Origin of the sequence: Nostoc cycadae WK-1, from assembly GCF_002897135.1 — a bacterium.
GTDB lineage: Bacteria > Cyanobacteriota > Cyanobacteriia > Cyanobacteriales > Nostocaceae > Nostoc_B.
The window spans coordinates 142,015-158,188 of sequence record NZ_DF978436.1 but is presented as its reverse complement, the minus strand read 5'-3'; the positions used below and the strand labels follow the sequence as shown (position 1 = coordinate 158,188).

Annotated in this window: 16 protein-coding genes and 1 pseudogene; 12 read left to right on the top strand and 5 right to left on the bottom strand. The window is 41.0% G+C overall.

Annotated elements, in window-relative coordinates:
• Positions 1 to 21 precede the first annotated feature (21 nt).
• Positions 22 to 600, top strand: coding sequence for a Uma2 family endonuclease (locus NCWK1_RS22110; protein ID WP_103126191.1), 579 nt, complete (start codon positions 22 to 24; stop codon positions 598 to 600).
• 253 nt (positions 601 to 853) lie between these two features.
• On the opposite strand, the gene NCWK1_RS22105 is transcribed toward NCWK1_RS22110, so the two are convergent.
• Positions 854 to 1,639, bottom strand: a complete 786-nt coding sequence (locus NCWK1_RS22105; protein ID WP_096577541.1) for an RNA polymerase sigma factor SigF — start codon at positions 1,637 to 1,639, stop codon at positions 854 to 856.
• 777 nt (positions 1,640 to 2,416) lie between these two features.
• Here NCWK1_RS22105 and NCWK1_RS22100 point away from each other — a divergent pair.
• The 7 genes from NCWK1_RS22100 to NCWK1_RS22070 all read left to right on the top strand — a co-directional run bounded on the left by NCWK1_RS22100 (position 2,417) and on the right by NCWK1_RS22070 (position 7,401).
• Positions 2,417 to 3,145, top strand: a complete 729-nt coding sequence (locus NCWK1_RS22100) for a Bax inhibitor-1/YccA family protein (protein ID WP_103126190.1) — start codon at positions 2,417 to 2,419, stop codon at positions 3,143 to 3,145.
• A gap of 222 nt (positions 3,146 to 3,367) precedes the next feature.
• Positions 3,368 to 4,490, top strand: a protein-coding gene (gene prfB, locus NCWK1_RS22095) for a peptide chain release factor 2 (protein WP_146034019.1) whose coding sequence is annotated in 2 segments (ribosomal slippage) — positions 3,368 to 3,439 and positions 3,441 to 4,490 — 1,122 coding nt in all. Because the reading frame shifts where the segments join, the coding sequence is not laid out codon by codon here.
• Positions 4,491 to 4,624: 134 nt separating this feature from the next.
• A complete protein-coding gene (locus NCWK1_RS22090) occupies positions 4,625 to 4,780 on the top strand; it encodes a DUF3285 domain-containing protein (RefSeq protein WP_015115739.1) in 156 nt (51 codons plus the stop codon).
• A gap of 42 nt (positions 4,781 to 4,822) precedes the next feature.
• Positions 4,823 to 5,329, top strand: coding sequence for an rRNA maturation RNase YbeY (gene ybeY, locus NCWK1_RS22085; RefSeq protein WP_103126188.1), 507 nt, complete (start codon positions 4,823 to 4,825; stop codon positions 5,327 to 5,329).
• 139 nt (positions 5,330 to 5,468) lie between these two features.
• Entirely contained in the window at positions 5,469 to 5,921 is a 453-nt protein-coding gene (locus NCWK1_RS22080) for a diacylglycerol kinase family protein (RefSeq protein ID WP_015115737.1), read from the top strand.
• A 109-nt stretch (positions 5,922 to 6,030) separates the two neighbouring features.
• Complete coding sequence (locus NCWK1_RS22075; protein ID WP_103126187.1) at positions 6,031 to 6,630, top strand: anthranilate synthase component II; 600 nt, start codon at positions 6,031 to 6,033, stop codon at positions 6,628 to 6,630.
• Positions 6,631 to 6,633: 3 nt separating this feature from the next.
• Positions 6,634 to 7,401, top strand: a complete 768-nt coding sequence (locus NCWK1_RS22070; protein ID WP_096577531.1) for an MBL fold metallo-hydrolase — start codon at positions 6,634 to 6,636, stop codon at positions 7,399 to 7,401.
• Positions 7,402 to 7,517: 116 nt separating this feature from the next.
• Here the strand turns inward: NCWK1_RS22070 and NCWK1_RS22065 are convergent.
• The 4 genes and pseudogenes from NCWK1_RS22065 to NCWK1_RS22050 all read right to left on the bottom strand — a co-directional run bounded on the left by NCWK1_RS22065 (position 7,518) and on the right by NCWK1_RS22050 (position 11,573).
• Positions 7,518 to 8,101, bottom strand: a pseudogene (locus NCWK1_RS22065) (YdeI/OmpD-associated family protein).
• A gap of 25 nt (positions 8,102 to 8,126) precedes the next feature.
• A complete protein-coding gene (locus NCWK1_RS22060; RefSeq protein WP_103126186.1) occupies positions 8,127 to 8,744 on the bottom strand; it encodes a Uma2 family endonuclease in 618 nt (205 codons plus the stop codon).
• A gap of 45 nt (positions 8,745 to 8,789) precedes the next feature.
• On the bottom strand, positions 8,790 to 9,815 hold the full coding sequence (locus tag NCWK1_RS22055) for an ABC transporter permease (protein ID WP_103126185.1): 1,026 nt from the start codon (positions 9,813 to 9,815) through the stop codon (positions 8,790 to 8,792).
• 105 nt (positions 9,816 to 9,920) lie between these two features.
• Positions 9,921 to 11,573: an ABC transporter substrate-binding protein gene (locus NCWK1_RS22050; protein ID WP_103126184.1), complete on the bottom strand. Its 1,653-nt coding sequence runs from the start codon at positions 11,571 to 11,573 to the stop codon at positions 9,921 to 9,923.
• Positions 11,574 to 12,157: 584 nt separating this feature from the next.
• Here NCWK1_RS22050 and NCWK1_RS22045 point away from each other — a divergent pair.
• From NCWK1_RS22045 to NCWK1_RS22030, 4 genes are all read left to right on the top strand, one after another.
• Entirely contained in the window at positions 12,158 to 12,484 is a 327-nt protein-coding gene (locus NCWK1_RS22045) for a hypothetical protein (RefSeq protein WP_096577521.1), read from the top strand.
• A gap of 615 nt (positions 12,485 to 13,099) precedes the next feature.
• Positions 13,100 to 14,629 carry a photosystem II chlorophyll-binding protein CP47 gene (gene psbB / locus NCWK1_RS22040; protein WP_096577519.1) on the top strand — a complete coding sequence of 510 codons (1,530 nt, stop codon included), beginning with the start codon at positions 13,100 to 13,102 and terminating at the stop codon, positions 14,627 to 14,629.
• 94 nt (positions 14,630 to 14,723) lie between these two features.
• On the top strand, positions 14,724 to 14,828 hold the full coding sequence (locus NCWK1_RS22035) for a photosystem II reaction center protein T (protein WP_015115729.1): 105 nt from the start codon (positions 14,724 to 14,726) through the stop codon (positions 14,826 to 14,828).
• 288 nt (positions 14,829 to 15,116) lie between these two features.
• The gene (locus NCWK1_RS22030; protein WP_096577517.1) at positions 15,117 to 16,145 is read left to right on the top strand and encodes a 30S ribosomal protein S1; all 1,029 of its coding nucleotides are present in this window, start codon (positions 15,117 to 15,119) and stop codon (positions 16,143 to 16,145) included.
• Positions 16,146 to 16,174 lie beyond the last annotated feature (29 nt).

The window sequence follows — 16,174 nt, the reverse complement described above, 5'->3', positions numbered from 1 at the left end:
TATTCTAGACATTTCATCACTATGGTTCAGTCTTCTAATCAACGTTTAACTGTGGAAGAGTTTCTTGCACTGCCTGTAGGAGATATCAAATACGAACTTATTGATGGTCAAGCTGTTCCGAAATATAAAAATGATGAAATGTCACCAAAATTTTTTCATGGTGCGACGACTGGCGCTTTATTTATAATATTGTCTATATGGGCAGAGAAAAAAGGCCGGGTTGTAGTTGAGTGGGCAATCAAATTAACCCGAAATCAACAAGATTGGATGCCTATACCTGATTTAACTTATGTTTCTTATAACTGTCTTGCGGCTGATTGGTTGCAAGATGAAGCTTGTCCGGTTGCACCAGAATTAGTGATTGAAATTATCTCACCCGGACAAACTTTTGGAGATATGGCCGAAAAAGCCACAGATTATCTCAAAGCAGGTGTTTTGCGTGTTTGGGTAGTCGATACAAAAGCTAGAACTATTACTGTCTTTGCCCCAGCTTCCTTACCTATAACGTATCGCCATCATCAAGTAATGACTGATGATTTGTTACCAGAATTAGAAATTACCCCTAACACTATCTTTCAACGTGCAGGCTTAAATTCCTAAAATTTATTTGAATAGTGAAGCTTTTTCGGAGACGGCACCCTGAATATCAAGCCCATTATTACCAATATGAAGCATTCAATATAATAAGTGGTTGGGCAAGATTAAATTCATTAACTGAGCAAGAGAACTATTAACAGGAAAACAATGTGTTTAATTAATCTTGTCTAAATACTTAAATCCAGAACTTGGTTTATTTGTTAGAAGCGATTTGAGTTATGGAGTTTTCCTGTCAAAAATTTTGTAGTATCGAACATCAAGACCCTGATGCCACTACTTGTGGTTGCAAATAATTGATCAAATCATTAATGCCCTTTTGCAGATACCGTGTTACGGTCATTGGACTAGTACCAATGTTTTTAGCAGCATCCTTGCGTGACAGTTCTTTTAAGAAGACCATTTCTACTGCCATCCGGGGTTTGTCTTCTAGCATATTGATTGCCCCTTGGAGTTGTTGGCGTTCTTCTTCTTGTTGTTGCATCACAGCAGAACGAGGACAAGGAAGAGCTTCACCTAAAGTTATTTGACAATCAACATAGTGAACTGCTGTAGCATCCAAACTCAAAGGCATCCGATTTTGTGCAGCTAACTTAGTTTCTTGCCATTCTTGCACAGATACCTTCAGTACCTTAGCAATTTCTGAATCTTTGGGAGGACGACCCAAAGCCAAAGCTAATTCTTTGCGGATCTTTTGCCCTTCATTGTAGAGTTCTTGCCAACGACGAGGAATTTTTAATAGCGTACTGCGATCGCGCAAGAAATGCAGCATCTCACCGCGAATATATGGCACAGCAAAGGAACTAAACGCATATCCTTGACTAGGATCAAAACGCTCAATGGCCCTAATTAAACCAAAATAACCGATTTGTTCTAAATCTTCATAAGGTTCATTACATTGATGGCTGAATTTATGAGCCATCTTCCGCACTAAGCCAGTATGTAACTGTACAAGTTGATTACGAAGTTTAATTGAGGGATTCTGGTGGTATAAGTGTAATAACTCTATCCCATCAATTCGCATAGAAGACTCAATTGCTGCCATATCAATTCCTTTGTATTAACTCCTTTTCCTGAAAAAACGGAGTTGCGTATATGTTCTTCAAAGCTGTAATTATTTTCCTTAGACCACGCTGATTAAACCATCGTCGTTCCACTGAACTTAATTCGCCGCTATCTCAGGGATTCAGTGTTTTTACGCACGATTTTACAGACTCTGTTGTTGCCGCTGATTTTTGTTTTATCTATAAACTTGCTGAGTTAATTAATGTTTATTTTTTACGAATAACCCTAGCTATTTTCGTGGTTAAATGCTTGGCTTATACCCAAGGATTTAGCCCTAGATAAGCAATAGAGAAAAACTCCACAGCCTTAATTTTTGGCTTAAGTTAAATATCTCTCTAGAAATAAAAATCGTAGCAGAACATTAATTTTAATATTTGCTTAATAAATCGTTGATTATAAAAATTAATAAAATACCTAAACCAAAAGCATATATAAATTCGCAAAAGTTCAGCCCAAAAGCTAAAACCAACATTATCAAGACTTTGGTGGCTTGAGCAACATCAAAACCGCACCTAATATTCTCTTAATAGAAGGGTGTATTGTGTGGTGAAAATGTATTTCTCGAAATGGTTTTTTAGTATTGCTGAATTTGAGTAATTCACTTCTACCATTCAAGACCCATAGTGGCGCATATCTCGGACAAAATGTATTGATCAACAATTAACGCCGATTTTTCTAACAAAATACCCTAGCTGCTCAATGAAAATCTTGGTAACAATAGGAATATACAGCATTTTTTCCAGCGAAAAACTCAAGTATGAGCAATACAAGTAACTTTCGTGAAGCTATCCGAGACGCTAAAACACAAGCCCTCATTGGCCCTAATGTCATTGCCAACGCCCTACCTTACGTTGGTGGTGGTCTGGTTTTAACTGCATTAGGCACCTATGGTGGTTTAGGCGTTATCCGTACAAACCCTGGAATTTTCTTCCCTACCTTTATTGGTGCGGTAATTCTAGAGTTAATTCTCTTCTTTGTTGCCCAAAATGTTGCTGAAAAAGGCAAAAAAGCTATTGCCCTGCCTTTATTAGCAACCTATAGCCTCTTATCTGGGTATACTCTCAGTGGTTTAGTATTTGTCGCCTTAAGAACCCAAGGTGTTGGTATTCAAGGCATTGGTATAGCCGCCCTCGGTTGTGGTGTCACCTTTATTGTTGCCCGTCAAATTGGTTCAAATCTGTCTGAACAAGACGGAATGGCTTTGAGCAAAACCATCAGTCTCGGTGTTATTGCCTTGCTGGTGGTTTGTGCAGTCCAATTTCTCTTTGCTTTGTTTGGTGTTTATACCCCAACTTGGCTAGAAATTGGCATTTCTGGTTTAGGCGTATTTCTGTTTGTGGGCGTATCCGTTGTAGACTTTTACATCCTGCCCCGTACTTACCGCAACGATCAATACCTACCTGCGGCTTTGTCGATGTATTTGACTTACATCAACCTGTTTGTCTTTATCTTACGGTTGCTGATTGCCCTCAATGGTCGTGATTAAGTAACGATAAATAGCAAAATTTAATAAATTTTTAACCGTGGTGCAAAGTCAGTAGCCACGGTTTTTTCATTGCCGTGAGATATGGTAAGTTATTTCTCCAATACAATTATGTAGTCAAAGCACAAGAACTGACTCAACAGCCGCTAAAATCAAAAAAACAAATAAAATCTAAAGAGCAAACTTAGGAAATCCATCCAAGTAGCTCTAAATTTAGCAAGCACTATGGAAGTCTTAGAACTCAAACGCGAAATCGAAACGTTGTCTAGCCGCCTGGGTAAAACCCAGGACTATCTTTGACGTACCTGCACTGACAGCGAAAATTCACGACTTAGAACAAATATCCGCGCAGCCAGAGTTTTGGGAAAATCAACCCGAAGCCCAAAAAACCCTGCAAGCACTTAACGATCTCAAATCCCACTTGGATACTTACAACCAGTGGCGAGCCAGTTTAGAAGATACTAAAGCAGTGGTGGAACTGTTGGAGTTAGAAACCGACGAGTCCCTACTGCAAGAAGCGGAATCTACTATCACTAAGCTCAACCGTGACCTTGACCAGTGGGAGTTACAACAGCTACTCTCTGGCCCCTACGATGCGGAAGGGGCAGTGTTGACAATTAATGCTGGTGCGGGTGGTACAGATGCTCAAGATTGGGCATTTATGCTGCTGCGGATGTATACCCGTTGGGCAGAAGCTCATGGCTATAAAGTAGCACTCAGTGAAGAATCTGAGGGTGATGAAGCGGGCATCAAATCAGCAACTCTAGAAATTACTGGGCGCTACGCCTATGGCTATCTGCGGTCAGAAACAGGCACACATCGCTTAGTGCGGATTTCACCTTTTAATGCCAATGGCAAGCGGCAAACTAGTTTTGCTGGGGTGGAAGTCATGCCACAAATCGATAATTCTGTGCAGTTGGATATTCCAGAGAAGGATTTGGAAGTTACAACATCCAGGGCTGGTGGTAAAGGTGGACAAAACGTCAACAAAGTAGAAACAGCCGTGCGAATTGTGCATTTACCCACTGGTCTGGCTGTGCGCTGTACAGAAGAGCGATCGCAACTGCAAAATAAAGAAAAAGCCCTCGCCCGTCTGAAAGCCAAGCTGCTAGTTATCGCCCGTGAACAAAAGGCGCAAGAAATTGCCCAAATTCGCGGTGATATGGTGGAAGCTTCCTGGGGTAATCAAATTCGCAACTACGTATTCCATCCTTATCAGATGGTAAAAGATTTGCGTACCAATTCTGAAACAACTGCGATCGCTGATGTGATGAACGGCGATCTCGATATGTTCATCCAAGCCTATCTCCGGCAAGAAAATCAGCTAGTAGACAGTAATTCTGCTTAAAGTCAATCAACAATGGGTAACAGAGTCATCTATAACCCATTGCCTGACTTTCAAACCGAAAATAGACAAAATGGCAAGAGAACTCCCAGGAAACTGTTACATTTATATGTAAAAGAGTTTGTTACGAAATAATTATGAGTGACTCTCCTTCAACGGAACCTCAACCAAGCTACGTCAAACTTGCCATGCGGAATATGGTGCGTAAAGGCGGTACTTCCATCAAACATTTTTTGTTAAGTGCTGTAGGACTTTTAGCTGTTCTAATTGGTCTTGCTTACTTAACCCGTTAAACACCCATCAAAATTCAAAGTGCTGAGGAGCGTTTGTACTTGGTGCAAGTTGAACTAAATTTGCAAGATATTTTTTCCGAGTCTTCCCCACAATTAGCCGTAAATGTTGGGGATGAAACCTGGGAGAACTGGTTTCATCGCTGGTTAGAAAATCTTCAACCTCATCTACCGCCAGCGTCAAGCTATGAAATAGGGCTGCGTTTAACAGATGATGCAGAAATTCAATCATTAAATGCTCAATATAGACATCAAAATAAACCCACAGATGTTTTAGCCTTTGCTGCTTTAGAGACTGATTTGCCTTATTATGCGGAAATGCAGGATGAACCTGTGTATTTAGGTGATATCGTGATTTCGGTAAATACAGCCCAACGGCAAGCCCAACAACAAGGGCATAGTTTAGTAACTGAGTTAGCTTGGTTAGCATCTCATGGGCTTTTACACCTTTTGGGTTGGGATCATCCAGATGATGAGAGTTTAATGCAAATGCTCAAGCAGCAAGTAATAATACTGGAGACAGTTGGTATTGATATTGACATAGAATATTAAAGATTTTTATGCCTATCAGTGTTAATTTTTAAGCATCCTCTTATAATACTCCTGTAGAAAATTGCCTGAAGTTGACCGGATAACTTCAAACAGCGAAAATTCCCAGTTTACCTAACTTTATTGTTCTATTTTTTAGCTTATGTCCCAACAAGTTTCTCCTCCACCACCAAACCAGTTACCAAAACTGATAACGAAGGAAAGGGAATTTTCGTGGCAAGTTGCCGCCAATTTACTTGTTAGTTTTAAGTATGCTTGGGCTGGCATCACCTACAGTTTTCAAACTCAACGCAATTTTCGCATTCATGTGAGTTTTTGTGCTTTGGCGATCGCCCTCAGCATATTCTTGCATTTATCACCGGTGGAAATCGCCGTCATTGGCATTACAAGCGGCTTAGTTCTCGCACTCGAACTACTCAACACAGCGATCGAATCGTTGGTAGACTTGACAGTCAAGCAGACTTACCACGAATTGGCCAAAGTCGCCAAAGACTGCGCTGCGGGTGCTGTACTAGTTTCAGCGTTAGTGGCAATCTTAGTTGCTTGTACCCTGATACTGCCGCGATTAATAGTATTAATTATGTCAAACTTCTAAGTTGAGACATTAATTACTACACTCATACATAAAAATTTCTCAACTATAAATTCAATAATTACTGACGCTGACGGCTAGAATCTGGTAATGATCACCAGGAGTCTAGACCGTGATTGTAGTCATCGATAACTACGACAGTTTTACATATAATTTGGTGCAGTACCTCGGAGAACTAGCAGCAGAGTTCCCCATCGCATCAGATATTCAAGTTTTTCGCAACGATAAAATCACCATCGAAGAAATTCGAGGTTTGCATCCCGACCTTGTAGTCATTTCTCCTGGGCCAGGTCGTCCAGAAGATGCGGGTATATCTTTGGATTTGATTCAACAACTTGGCCCTAGTTTGCCAATTCTAGGCGTATGCTTGGGGCATCAAAGTATTGGTCAAGTATTTGGTGGTAAAATCGTCTCTGCTCCAGAGTTAATGCACGGCAAAACTTCCCAAGTGACTCACACTAATGTGGGTGTTTTTCAAGGATTAGAAAATCCGATGACCGCCACCAGATATCATAGTTTGGTGATTGAGCGCGAAACTTGCCCCGAAGTGTTAGAAATCACCGCTTGGGTTGAAGATGGCACAATTATGGGAGTGCGACATCGGAACTATCCTCATATCCAAGGAGTCCAGTTTCACCCAGAAAGTGTGCTAACTTCTTCAGGAAAACAGTTATTGCGAAACTTTCTGGAACAATTACAGACGAGAGAGTAATTAATGAAACGACGACAGTTGATGGGCTATGCTGGGGCGGGGTTAGTCACAGCTTTAGTTACTACAATAGGTTCTCACACTGAAGCTAACGCACAATCTGGCGGTTTATCAGTTCAGTGGTTGGGTCATACTTGTTTTCTAATTAGTGGTGGCGGAGTAAAAATTCTTGCCAATCCCTTCCGCACAGTTGGCTGTACTGCTCGTTATCGTGCGCCAAAAGTTAGTGCAAACTTGGTTTTGATTAGCAGCCAATTACTAGACGAAGGTGCAGTAGAAGATTTGCCAGGAAATCCCAAGCTAGTCTACGAAGCTGGAGTTTATGAGTTCCAGGGGATTAAATTTCAGGGAATTTCGACAGATCACGATCGCAAAGGTGGGAGACAATTCGGCAAAAACACCGCCTGGAGTTGGCAACAAGGTGGAATTAACATTCTGCACTTAGGTGGTATTGCTGCACCCATTTCTCTAGAACAAAAAATCTTGATGGGTCGCCCTGATGTCCTCTTCATCCCCGTAGGCGGTAGTGCTAAAGCCTATAATGCCCAAGAGGCTAAACAAGCAATAGATGTATTAAATCCTAAACTGGTGATTCCGACCCACTACCGCACACAGGCTGCTGATGCAAATGCTTGTGATATTTCGCCCTTAGATGATTTTCTCAACTTGGTGCAAGGTATCACGGTACGTCGTAGTAATAGTGACACTATCAGCATCACTGCTAATAAGTTACCAGAAGATAAGGTGATTCAAGTTTTAAGCTACAAATTTTAAGCTAAGTCTAATTCCTTATCATTATTAATAAATGTAGGATTGGGCAATGTCCACAATGTAAAAATTAGGTTTTGACCGACTTTTTCGCATTGCCCGCCTAACTTAAAAGATATAACTTATCGGCTCAATGGATTTATATTCTCCACTGCCGAATTTACTGTTTGCTCAATTCTTTTTAACCTAGTTTCTGGGCGTTTTGCACTTGCAATCCAAGAGAGAATGTTCTTCTTCAAAGAATTACTAAAAGCTGCAAAATTCTTGTTAGCTAAAGAGTTGACTGCTAACGCTTGCTGCAAATCTATGGTAATGGTTAATGCTTCGATCGCATCTAAGGAAGTTCATGAGCCATCTTGTTTTGCATCAGCAATTTTAGTAGACCAAATTCTGTCATTAAATCTGCTGCAATTAGCTCCTCAATATATTGCTTATTTAATTTTGACCAACCACTTTTCGGTTTTCGCGGAGTGAAAATTTGTTTATAGCAATTTCCATCTAATGATTTAACTTGACTGTCAATCCAGCCAAAACATAAAGCTTCTTTGACTGCTTCGCTGTATCTGACGCTTGGTTTACCGCTTTTGACCTTGTAGTAAATCAACCAGATACCAAGGGAAGTGCGATGATTTTTGATCAACCACTCCCGCCATTGATAGCGATCGCTGGCATAAACAAATTCTAATTGTTCCTCAAATTTTGGCATAACCAAAAATAGATGATTAGCTGAATTAATATTCTCCTAAAGCAGCCTGAAAAACTTGTTCAGCCGTTAAATTAAGTTCGGGAAAAGTAGGCGATTGAATGCGATTATTGCCGCGAAATTGATTAACTTGATACTCACATTCAATTAAACCATAAACTGATATTGTGGGTTGTTTAGATTCACCTATAAACCTCTTTCCACCTAGAACAGCATAGTCAACTATCCAATATTCTGGAATCCTAATTTCCTCATATTCACCAAATTTGAAGAAATAGTCATCACGCCAGTTGGTACTGACAACTTCTATGATTAAGGGAATTGATTCTGCTTGAGAAACAGTAGAGGCTTTTTTCCAAAGAGGTTCATTAACTAAGTTAGGTAGATTCAAGACCAATACATCAGGAATATAACCTGATTTTTTATCTACTGATTTGACTAAAGCTTGACTAGGAATCGAATAAGCTAGACTACACCTACGAATTTCAAAGTTAAGTTCTCTAATCAAAAATGCCCTAACCAACTCATGGTCGCCTGTTGGCTGCATTTCAACTATGACTCCTTTATGTAATTCATACCTGCCATTTTCTGGTTTCCACTCTAGAAATTCCTCAAAGGTTATTGGCTCGACTAAAGGTTGAAACATAATTATTGTTTCCGCATTTGCTGCAATTCTAATTTACTTCTTAAATTAATAGCGAATGCGTGGGTCAACATAAGCATTAATAATGTCAATCAAAATGCTTGCGCCAACCACAATCGCCCCAAAGAATACCAATACACCTTGGACTGTGGGATAATCGCGATCGCTGATGGCTTGATACAAACGATTGGCTAACCCAGGCCAAGAAAATGTCACTTCCGTTAAAATCGCTCCACCCAACAAAGAGGCAAAGGTTAACCCTAACACCGTAATTACTGGAATTAAGGCATTTTTTAAGGCGTGAGAGACTAAAATCTTATTTTCTGCAATTCCTCTTGCTCTAGCCGCTTCTACATAGTCAGCACGCAAAGTTTGTTTTAAATTCACGCGGACAATACGCTCAAAAATTCCACTGAGTAAAATTCCTAAAGTGAGGCTGGGGAGCGCAAGATGATGCAAAGAAGCAAAAAACTGTGTCAAGTTACCACTAAGTAAGCTATCAAAAGTATATAGCCCAGTAATTGGCGATGGCGGCGGCAGCGTCGGCGGAAAACGGTTAGAGTTGGGAAACCAACCCAGTTGTACAGAGAAAATTAACTGTAACAGCATTCCCGCCCAAAACATCGGTAAAGCATAAGTAATAATCCCAAATAACCGCCCGCCCACATCAAAATATGTTCCAGGGCGAGAAGCAGAAAGTGTACCTACCAAAATACCAACAATCAGCGCCACAGCCATACTAAATACGGCTAACTCCACTGTCGCAGGAAAATACTGTCCGATAATGTCCCAAACATTTTGTCCGCGACTTGTTAAAGAAGTTCCTAAATCAAAACGCAGTATGTTTGCTAAATAATTTAAATACTGTAGCCAAATAGGTAAATTTAATCCTAATTGCTTGCGTAATTCTTCTTTGGCTGCTTCTGGCGCACGTCCACCCAAAATCGCATCGGCAGGATCTCCTGGTGTCGCTCGCAATAATAAAAATACGATAGTAATGATAGTTAATAGTTGCAGCGGTGCTAGGAGCAACCGCGAAATAATGTAATATTGTAGGGCTTTTGAGCGAGACATATTTTAGTTATTTGTCATTGGTTATTCGTCATTGGTCATTTGCCATTTGTTATTTGTGAAAAGTAGAACACAAAAGACAAAGGACAAATGACAAAGCACTATTAACTATTTTTTGATGGTTTTATAAATCAAATTTTGGGTAGGGTCAAGTTGCACATTACTTACACCTTTTTGGGCAAATACATAGTCTTTGTTTTGCCAAAGCGGGACATAAGGTACATCATTAGCTACTTGGGTTTGAATTTGAGCGAAAATCTTCTCTCGTGCTGCGGGGTTTTGTTCTTTGCGTTGTTGGTCGATGAGTTTATTCATGGTTTCGCTATAGTAAAACGAACCTTGAGTTTGACTACCGCCATCTTCGCAGCCTTTTGCATCAGAACCTTTTTGACAAGCTAAGAAGGGTTGGACGTAATTATCAGGATCTAAAAAGTCTGGATACCAATCAAGCAAAGCTGCGGGATATAAACCTTTAGAAATGTCTTTAAAGAAAGTCGGCCCTTCTACTGTGTTGACTTCTAATTGGACAATGCCATCCATTTTAGTATCAGCAAGGGATTTGAGCGTCTGGGCTGCTAAACTCCGAGTTGGTGAACTTGAAGGATACCAAACTGGAATTTTGACAGGATTTTCTTTTGAGTAGCCAGCTTTAGTTAATAATTCTTTAGCTTGATCAAATTTACCATCACCATATTTATCTTTAAATAATGGTTGGGAAACGTTGAATGTAGTAGGAATCATACTGTAAAGCGCATCAGCTTGACCGTATAAAACTCGCTCATTTAATAATGGACGATCAATAATTGCGGCGATCGCTTGTCTAACTTCTGGTTTATCTAAGGGTTTTTGATTGCGATTTAATACCAGATAACTTACCACACTACCTTGGGCTGTAATCGCTTGCCAATCTCCTTTTTTACTGCCATCTTCCAAACTGCGAATTTGATCAGGTTGTAATGATAAATAAGCTACATCTACTGCACCTGTCCGAAAGGCGTTAAACAAGTTAACTGGACTTGTTTGAATTTGGACGTTAACGCCTTGATTGGCTGGTTTGTCTCCCCAATATTTATCAAATACATCCATCCGCAATGAGTCTGTACCATATTGGGCTAATTTGTAAGGGCCAGTACCTACAAATGTATTAGGTTTAAATTTACCAGCACCAAGTTCATAAGCCTTGGGTGAAACTGCACACACTCCAGAAAACGCGAGTAAGGAGGGAAATGCTGCAAAGGGTTTTTTGAGTTTGATTGTTAGCTCGTTTTCACCTGTAGCGGTTACTGAGTTTACTGTATCAGCTAACAAAAAAGAAGGTTTACCTTTATTTTCAATAAATCGCTGAATACTAAACTCCATTGCTTTAGCATTGAAGGGTGTGCCATCGTGGAACACTACTCCTTGGCGTAGGGGTATAGTGTAAGTTAAACCATCTGGGCTGACTTTTGGTAAACTTGTCGCCAGTTGGGGCTTAATTTCTGTACTACCTGGTTCGTAAGTGTACAGGCGATCGCTCATATTAAACACTAAACCCAACGATGCCAACTCATAAGCATCCGCCGGATCTAAAGTTCTCGGCTTTGCAGTTGTACCAATAGTAATGCGACCATCACCCCCAAGAGTATTTGCATTACCTGACGGCGTGGTATTGGCTTGTTGTCGCGTACCACAACTGATGACTAAAAATAAACACAGACAAAATAGAGATAGGAATTGTGTCAGCCGCCCCCACCTTCGCAGGGACAAAGGAAATAACGTCATATCTTTCAAATTTTTCAAATCAGCGGTCAGTAATCATACTATATGTCTGGCAATAATACCCAATTTTTCCCATTGATGCAGGTTTAAGATAGGCGAGCGCTATTTATTTGTTATCCAAACCATTGATGTAATTTGATATTACAGAAGCTAAAATCACAATTATTGAATTTTATTTAACTATTGAGTTATATCAAAAAATGTTACAAAAACTAATTTTGCTCACTAAGTATTTTAATGTGACATTTTAAACTCATTAGTTTAAAAATTCTGCCGACTTTATCAGACAATCTCTGCGTTCAAAAATCCGTAGAACTTGATTATTTAATTTGAATTTTGCCAACAAAATGAAATTATCTTAAATTAATAAGATTTTGTGAAAGACAATTTGTTAAGCTGCTCAATTAGCTTTAGTTGTTAACATTTAAAGTTAGCCTATTAACTAACAAGGATAGGTTTTAAAGAGAATTATCAGGAACATTGCCATCATAGCTTCAGTGGCAAGGCAGCTTTACTTACAACATCTACCGAGAAAGTTTAGAGGGTGTAGATATCAAAATTTATAGTCAAAATAGCGAGATAAAACCGTGAAATATTTTTTTCTTTCTGAAGGATGGAATATAGGTAGAGTATGGTCATCTGATGGATTGTGGCAAATCACCGCATGGCGACGACAACCAGATATTCAGCGGATGAATATTTGTATAGTAGAAAACAATGAATTGCTCTGGCTTTATCGTACAGAAGAAGCTGTTTTAACAATAGAAGTTAAACCATCAACCTCAGAAATTGCCAGCCAAACAATTGGTCAAGTAGTGCTAAAGCGTCTCATGAGTTCCGAACAGGTAATTGAACGTCTGAATACGGCGGAAGCTAAGTGTCAGCTACAAAATATCCACTTGGTGACACAGTAATTTAGCTGAGTCAGGAATTACGTACAAAAATTGCCTGTTGAAACTGGGTGTAGGTGAGGATCTTTAAACTTATAAGTAACGCAATGTGGCACTTCTACTCCCTTACGCCCTTATCTTCTCATATCCCTACACCCTTTCCTCTTCCCATTACCAGAACATACGTAAATAAAATTGTGACGGAGATTTGTGAGAAAATAACACAGATGGGATATTGATCGCATCTATTTACACGCTTGCAAACAGTTCCATCAATAGTTACACTTTTTAAAACATTCTCATTTTTGTATGGCGATTGCGTAGACGACCAAAAGGCAGCTGCCACAAAGGTGGCTCGCTCTATTACCCAAATACTCGCAAGGTATTTGCCAAGTTCTCTCAGAATAAGGGTTGGTTAAGAAAAGCGATCGCTACCCCACAAGGTACAGCTACCACAGCGTCTAAGTGTTGCCAAATAAGCCACACAGTCTGAATCATCAAGACTGAGCCGTGGTTAAACTCAGAACCCTGGCAATAAAAAAACTCAGAGATTTCTTTGAGAAGCGGTCTTCGCCTATCTGAGAAATTCAGTAAAAAAATTGCTTTGTAAACATAACTCTTCGAGGAGGAGCGTAGTCGATGGGACTACCTTGGTACCGAGTACATACAGTTGTTCTGAACGATCCAGGGCGGCTGATTTCTGTACACTTGATGCACACAGCCCTAGTGGCAGGCTGGGCTGGTTCAATGGCGTTGTATGAACTAGCCATTTACGATCCCAGCGATCCAGTTCTTAACCCCATGTGGCGACAAGGGATGTTCGTGCTGCCCTTCATGGCACGTCTAGGCGTTACCCAATCTTGGGGTGGCTGGAGCGTCACAGGTGGCCCGGCGAGTGACCCTGGTTTCTGGTCTTTTGAAGGTGTAGCTGCTGCTCACATCGTACTTTCTGGTTTATTATTCCTAGCCGCAGTTTGGCACTGGGTTTATTGGGATTTGGAACTCTTTAGAGATCCTCGCACTGGTGAACCAGCCTTAGACTTGCCCAAGATGTTCGGGATTCACCTGTTCTTATCTGGGTTACTCTGTTTTGGTTTTGGCGCATTCCACCTCACCGGACTTTACGGCCCAGGTATGTGGATTTCTGATGCTTACGGAGTTACCGGAAGCGTGCAAGCGGTAGCACCAGAATGGGGACCAGATGGCTTTAACCCCTTTAACCCCGGTGGTATTGTGGCTCACCACATAGCTGCTGGTGTTGTTGGCATTATTGCTGGTTTATTCCACCTCACAGTTAGACCCCCCGAAAGGCTATACAAAGCTCTACGGATGGGGAACATCGAAACCGTACTTTCTAGCAGTATTGCTGCGGTATTCTTTGCAGCTTTCGTCGTTGCCGGCACTATGTGGTACGGTAGCGCTACAACCCCAATTGAACTTTTTGGCCCTACCCGCTACCAATGGGATCAAGGCTACTTCCGTCAAGAAATTGACCGTCGTGTTCAAGCTAGTGTTGCTAACGGTGCAAGCTTGTCTGAAGCTTGGTCACAAATTCCTGAAAAGCTGGCATTCTACGATTACGTTGGTAATAGCCCCGCCAAAGGTGGTCTGTTCCGTACAGGGCCTATGGTTAAGGGTGATGGTATTGCTCAGTCTTGGCAAGGTCACGCCGTCTTCACAGATGCTGAAGGTAGAGAATTGACCGTACGTCGTCTACCTAACTTCTTTGAAACTTTCCCCGTAATTTTGACCGACAGCGATGGTGTTGTCCGCGCTGACATTCCTTTCCGTCGGGCAGAATCCAAGTATAGCTTTGAACAAACTGGTGTCACTGTTAGCTTCTACGGTGGCGACTTAAATGGTAAGACCTTCACAGATCCTGCTGATGTGAAGAAATATGCCCGTAAAGCTCAAGGCGGCGAAATCTTTGAATTTGACCGCGAAACCTTGAACTCTGACGGTGTATTCCGTACCAGTCCTAGAGGTTGGTTTACCTTTGGACACGCAGTATTCGCTTTATTGTTCTTCTTCGGACACTTATGGCACGGCGCTCGGACAATCTACCGAGACGTATTTGCTGGTGTAGAAGCCGACCTAGAAGAGCAAGTCGAATGGGGTTTATTCCAGAAAGTGGGTGATAAATCAACCCGCCGGAAGGAAGCCCTCTAATTATTTAGTGCTGAGTAATGAGTGCTGAGTGCTGAGTTAATTCTTAGACTCAGCACTCGGAACTCAGCACTCAGAACTTTAAGGAGCTTTTGATATGGAAAGCGTTGCATACATTTTAATTTTTACTTTGTGCATAGGCGTTCTGTTTTTTGCGATCGCCTTCCGCGAACCTCCCCGCATTGAGAAAAAAGACGAGTAGTAGATTGCTATTCCTCAGCTTTGCAAAATATCCGCTGTTATTTAGCGATAACAGCGGATATTTTGCTTATTCATATATGTATAAAATCGCCTTCTATCATTCGGCAGATTGCAAAAGGCAATTTGTTATGTGATATAATCTTCTATCTGGAAGTCGATATGTGTTAACACTAGCTTTCTACGCTAGGATTAATAAGGATGTAAGTGTACACTGGTCTTCAGTGACTTACACAGGCATTACGATTATGTCACAAAAATTTACGGAGACTAGAACCAGGAACAAATCAGCATGGTCAATCAGAACATAACCGCTACAGAAATTGGATTTACTCACGAAGATTTCGCTGCTCTACTTGACAAATACGACTATCACTTTAGCCCTGGAGATATTGTACCAGGAACGGTTTTCAGTATAGAGCCGCGCGGCGCTCTGATTGACATCGGTGCTAAAACAGCAGCATATATACCTATACAAGAAATGTCTATCAACCGGGTAGACAGCCCGGAAGAAGTATTACAGTCAAACGAAACACGGGAATTTTTCATCCTTACCGATGAAAACGAAGATGGTCAGCTGACCCTTTCAATCCGCCGTATTGAATACATGCGGGCTTGGGAGCGTGTACGTCAGTTGCAAGCAGAAGATGCAACTGTGCGTTCTGGTGTATTTGCGACAAACCGTGGTGGTGCATTGGTACGCATTGAGGGATTGCGTGGATTTATCCCTGGTTCCCACATTAGCACCCGCAAGCCTAAAGAAGAATTAGTGGGTGAAGAACTACCATTGAAGTTCTTGGAAGTAGATGAAGAACGTAACCGCTTAGTTCTATCTCATCGTCGGGCGCTGGTTGAGCGTAAGATGAACCGCCTGGAAGTTGGCGAAGTAGTAATTGGGACAGTTCGTGGTATCAAGCCTTACGGTGCTTTCATCGATATTGGTGGTGTTAGCGGCTTGTTGCACATCTCAGAAATTTCTCACGAACATATCGATACACCTCATAGCGTGTTCAATGTCAATGATGAAGTGAAAGTGATGATCATTGATTTGGATGCAGAAAGAGGCCGGATTTCCTTGTCTACCAAGCAGTTAGAACCAGAACCCGGTGATATGATTAAAAACCGTGATTTGGTCTACGATAAAGCTGAAGAAATGGCAGCTAAATATCGTGAGCAACTGTTAGCTAAACAACAAGGTATAACTTTAACACCAACTGCTGAAGAAGTTGTTGCTGAAGAAGATATTCCAGCAGCTACCGAAACTGAAGAAGAAATCCCAGCAGCTATTGAAGAAGAAATTCCCGTAGCTATTGAAGAGTAAAATCAGTAGATAATTGCATTAAAACCTGA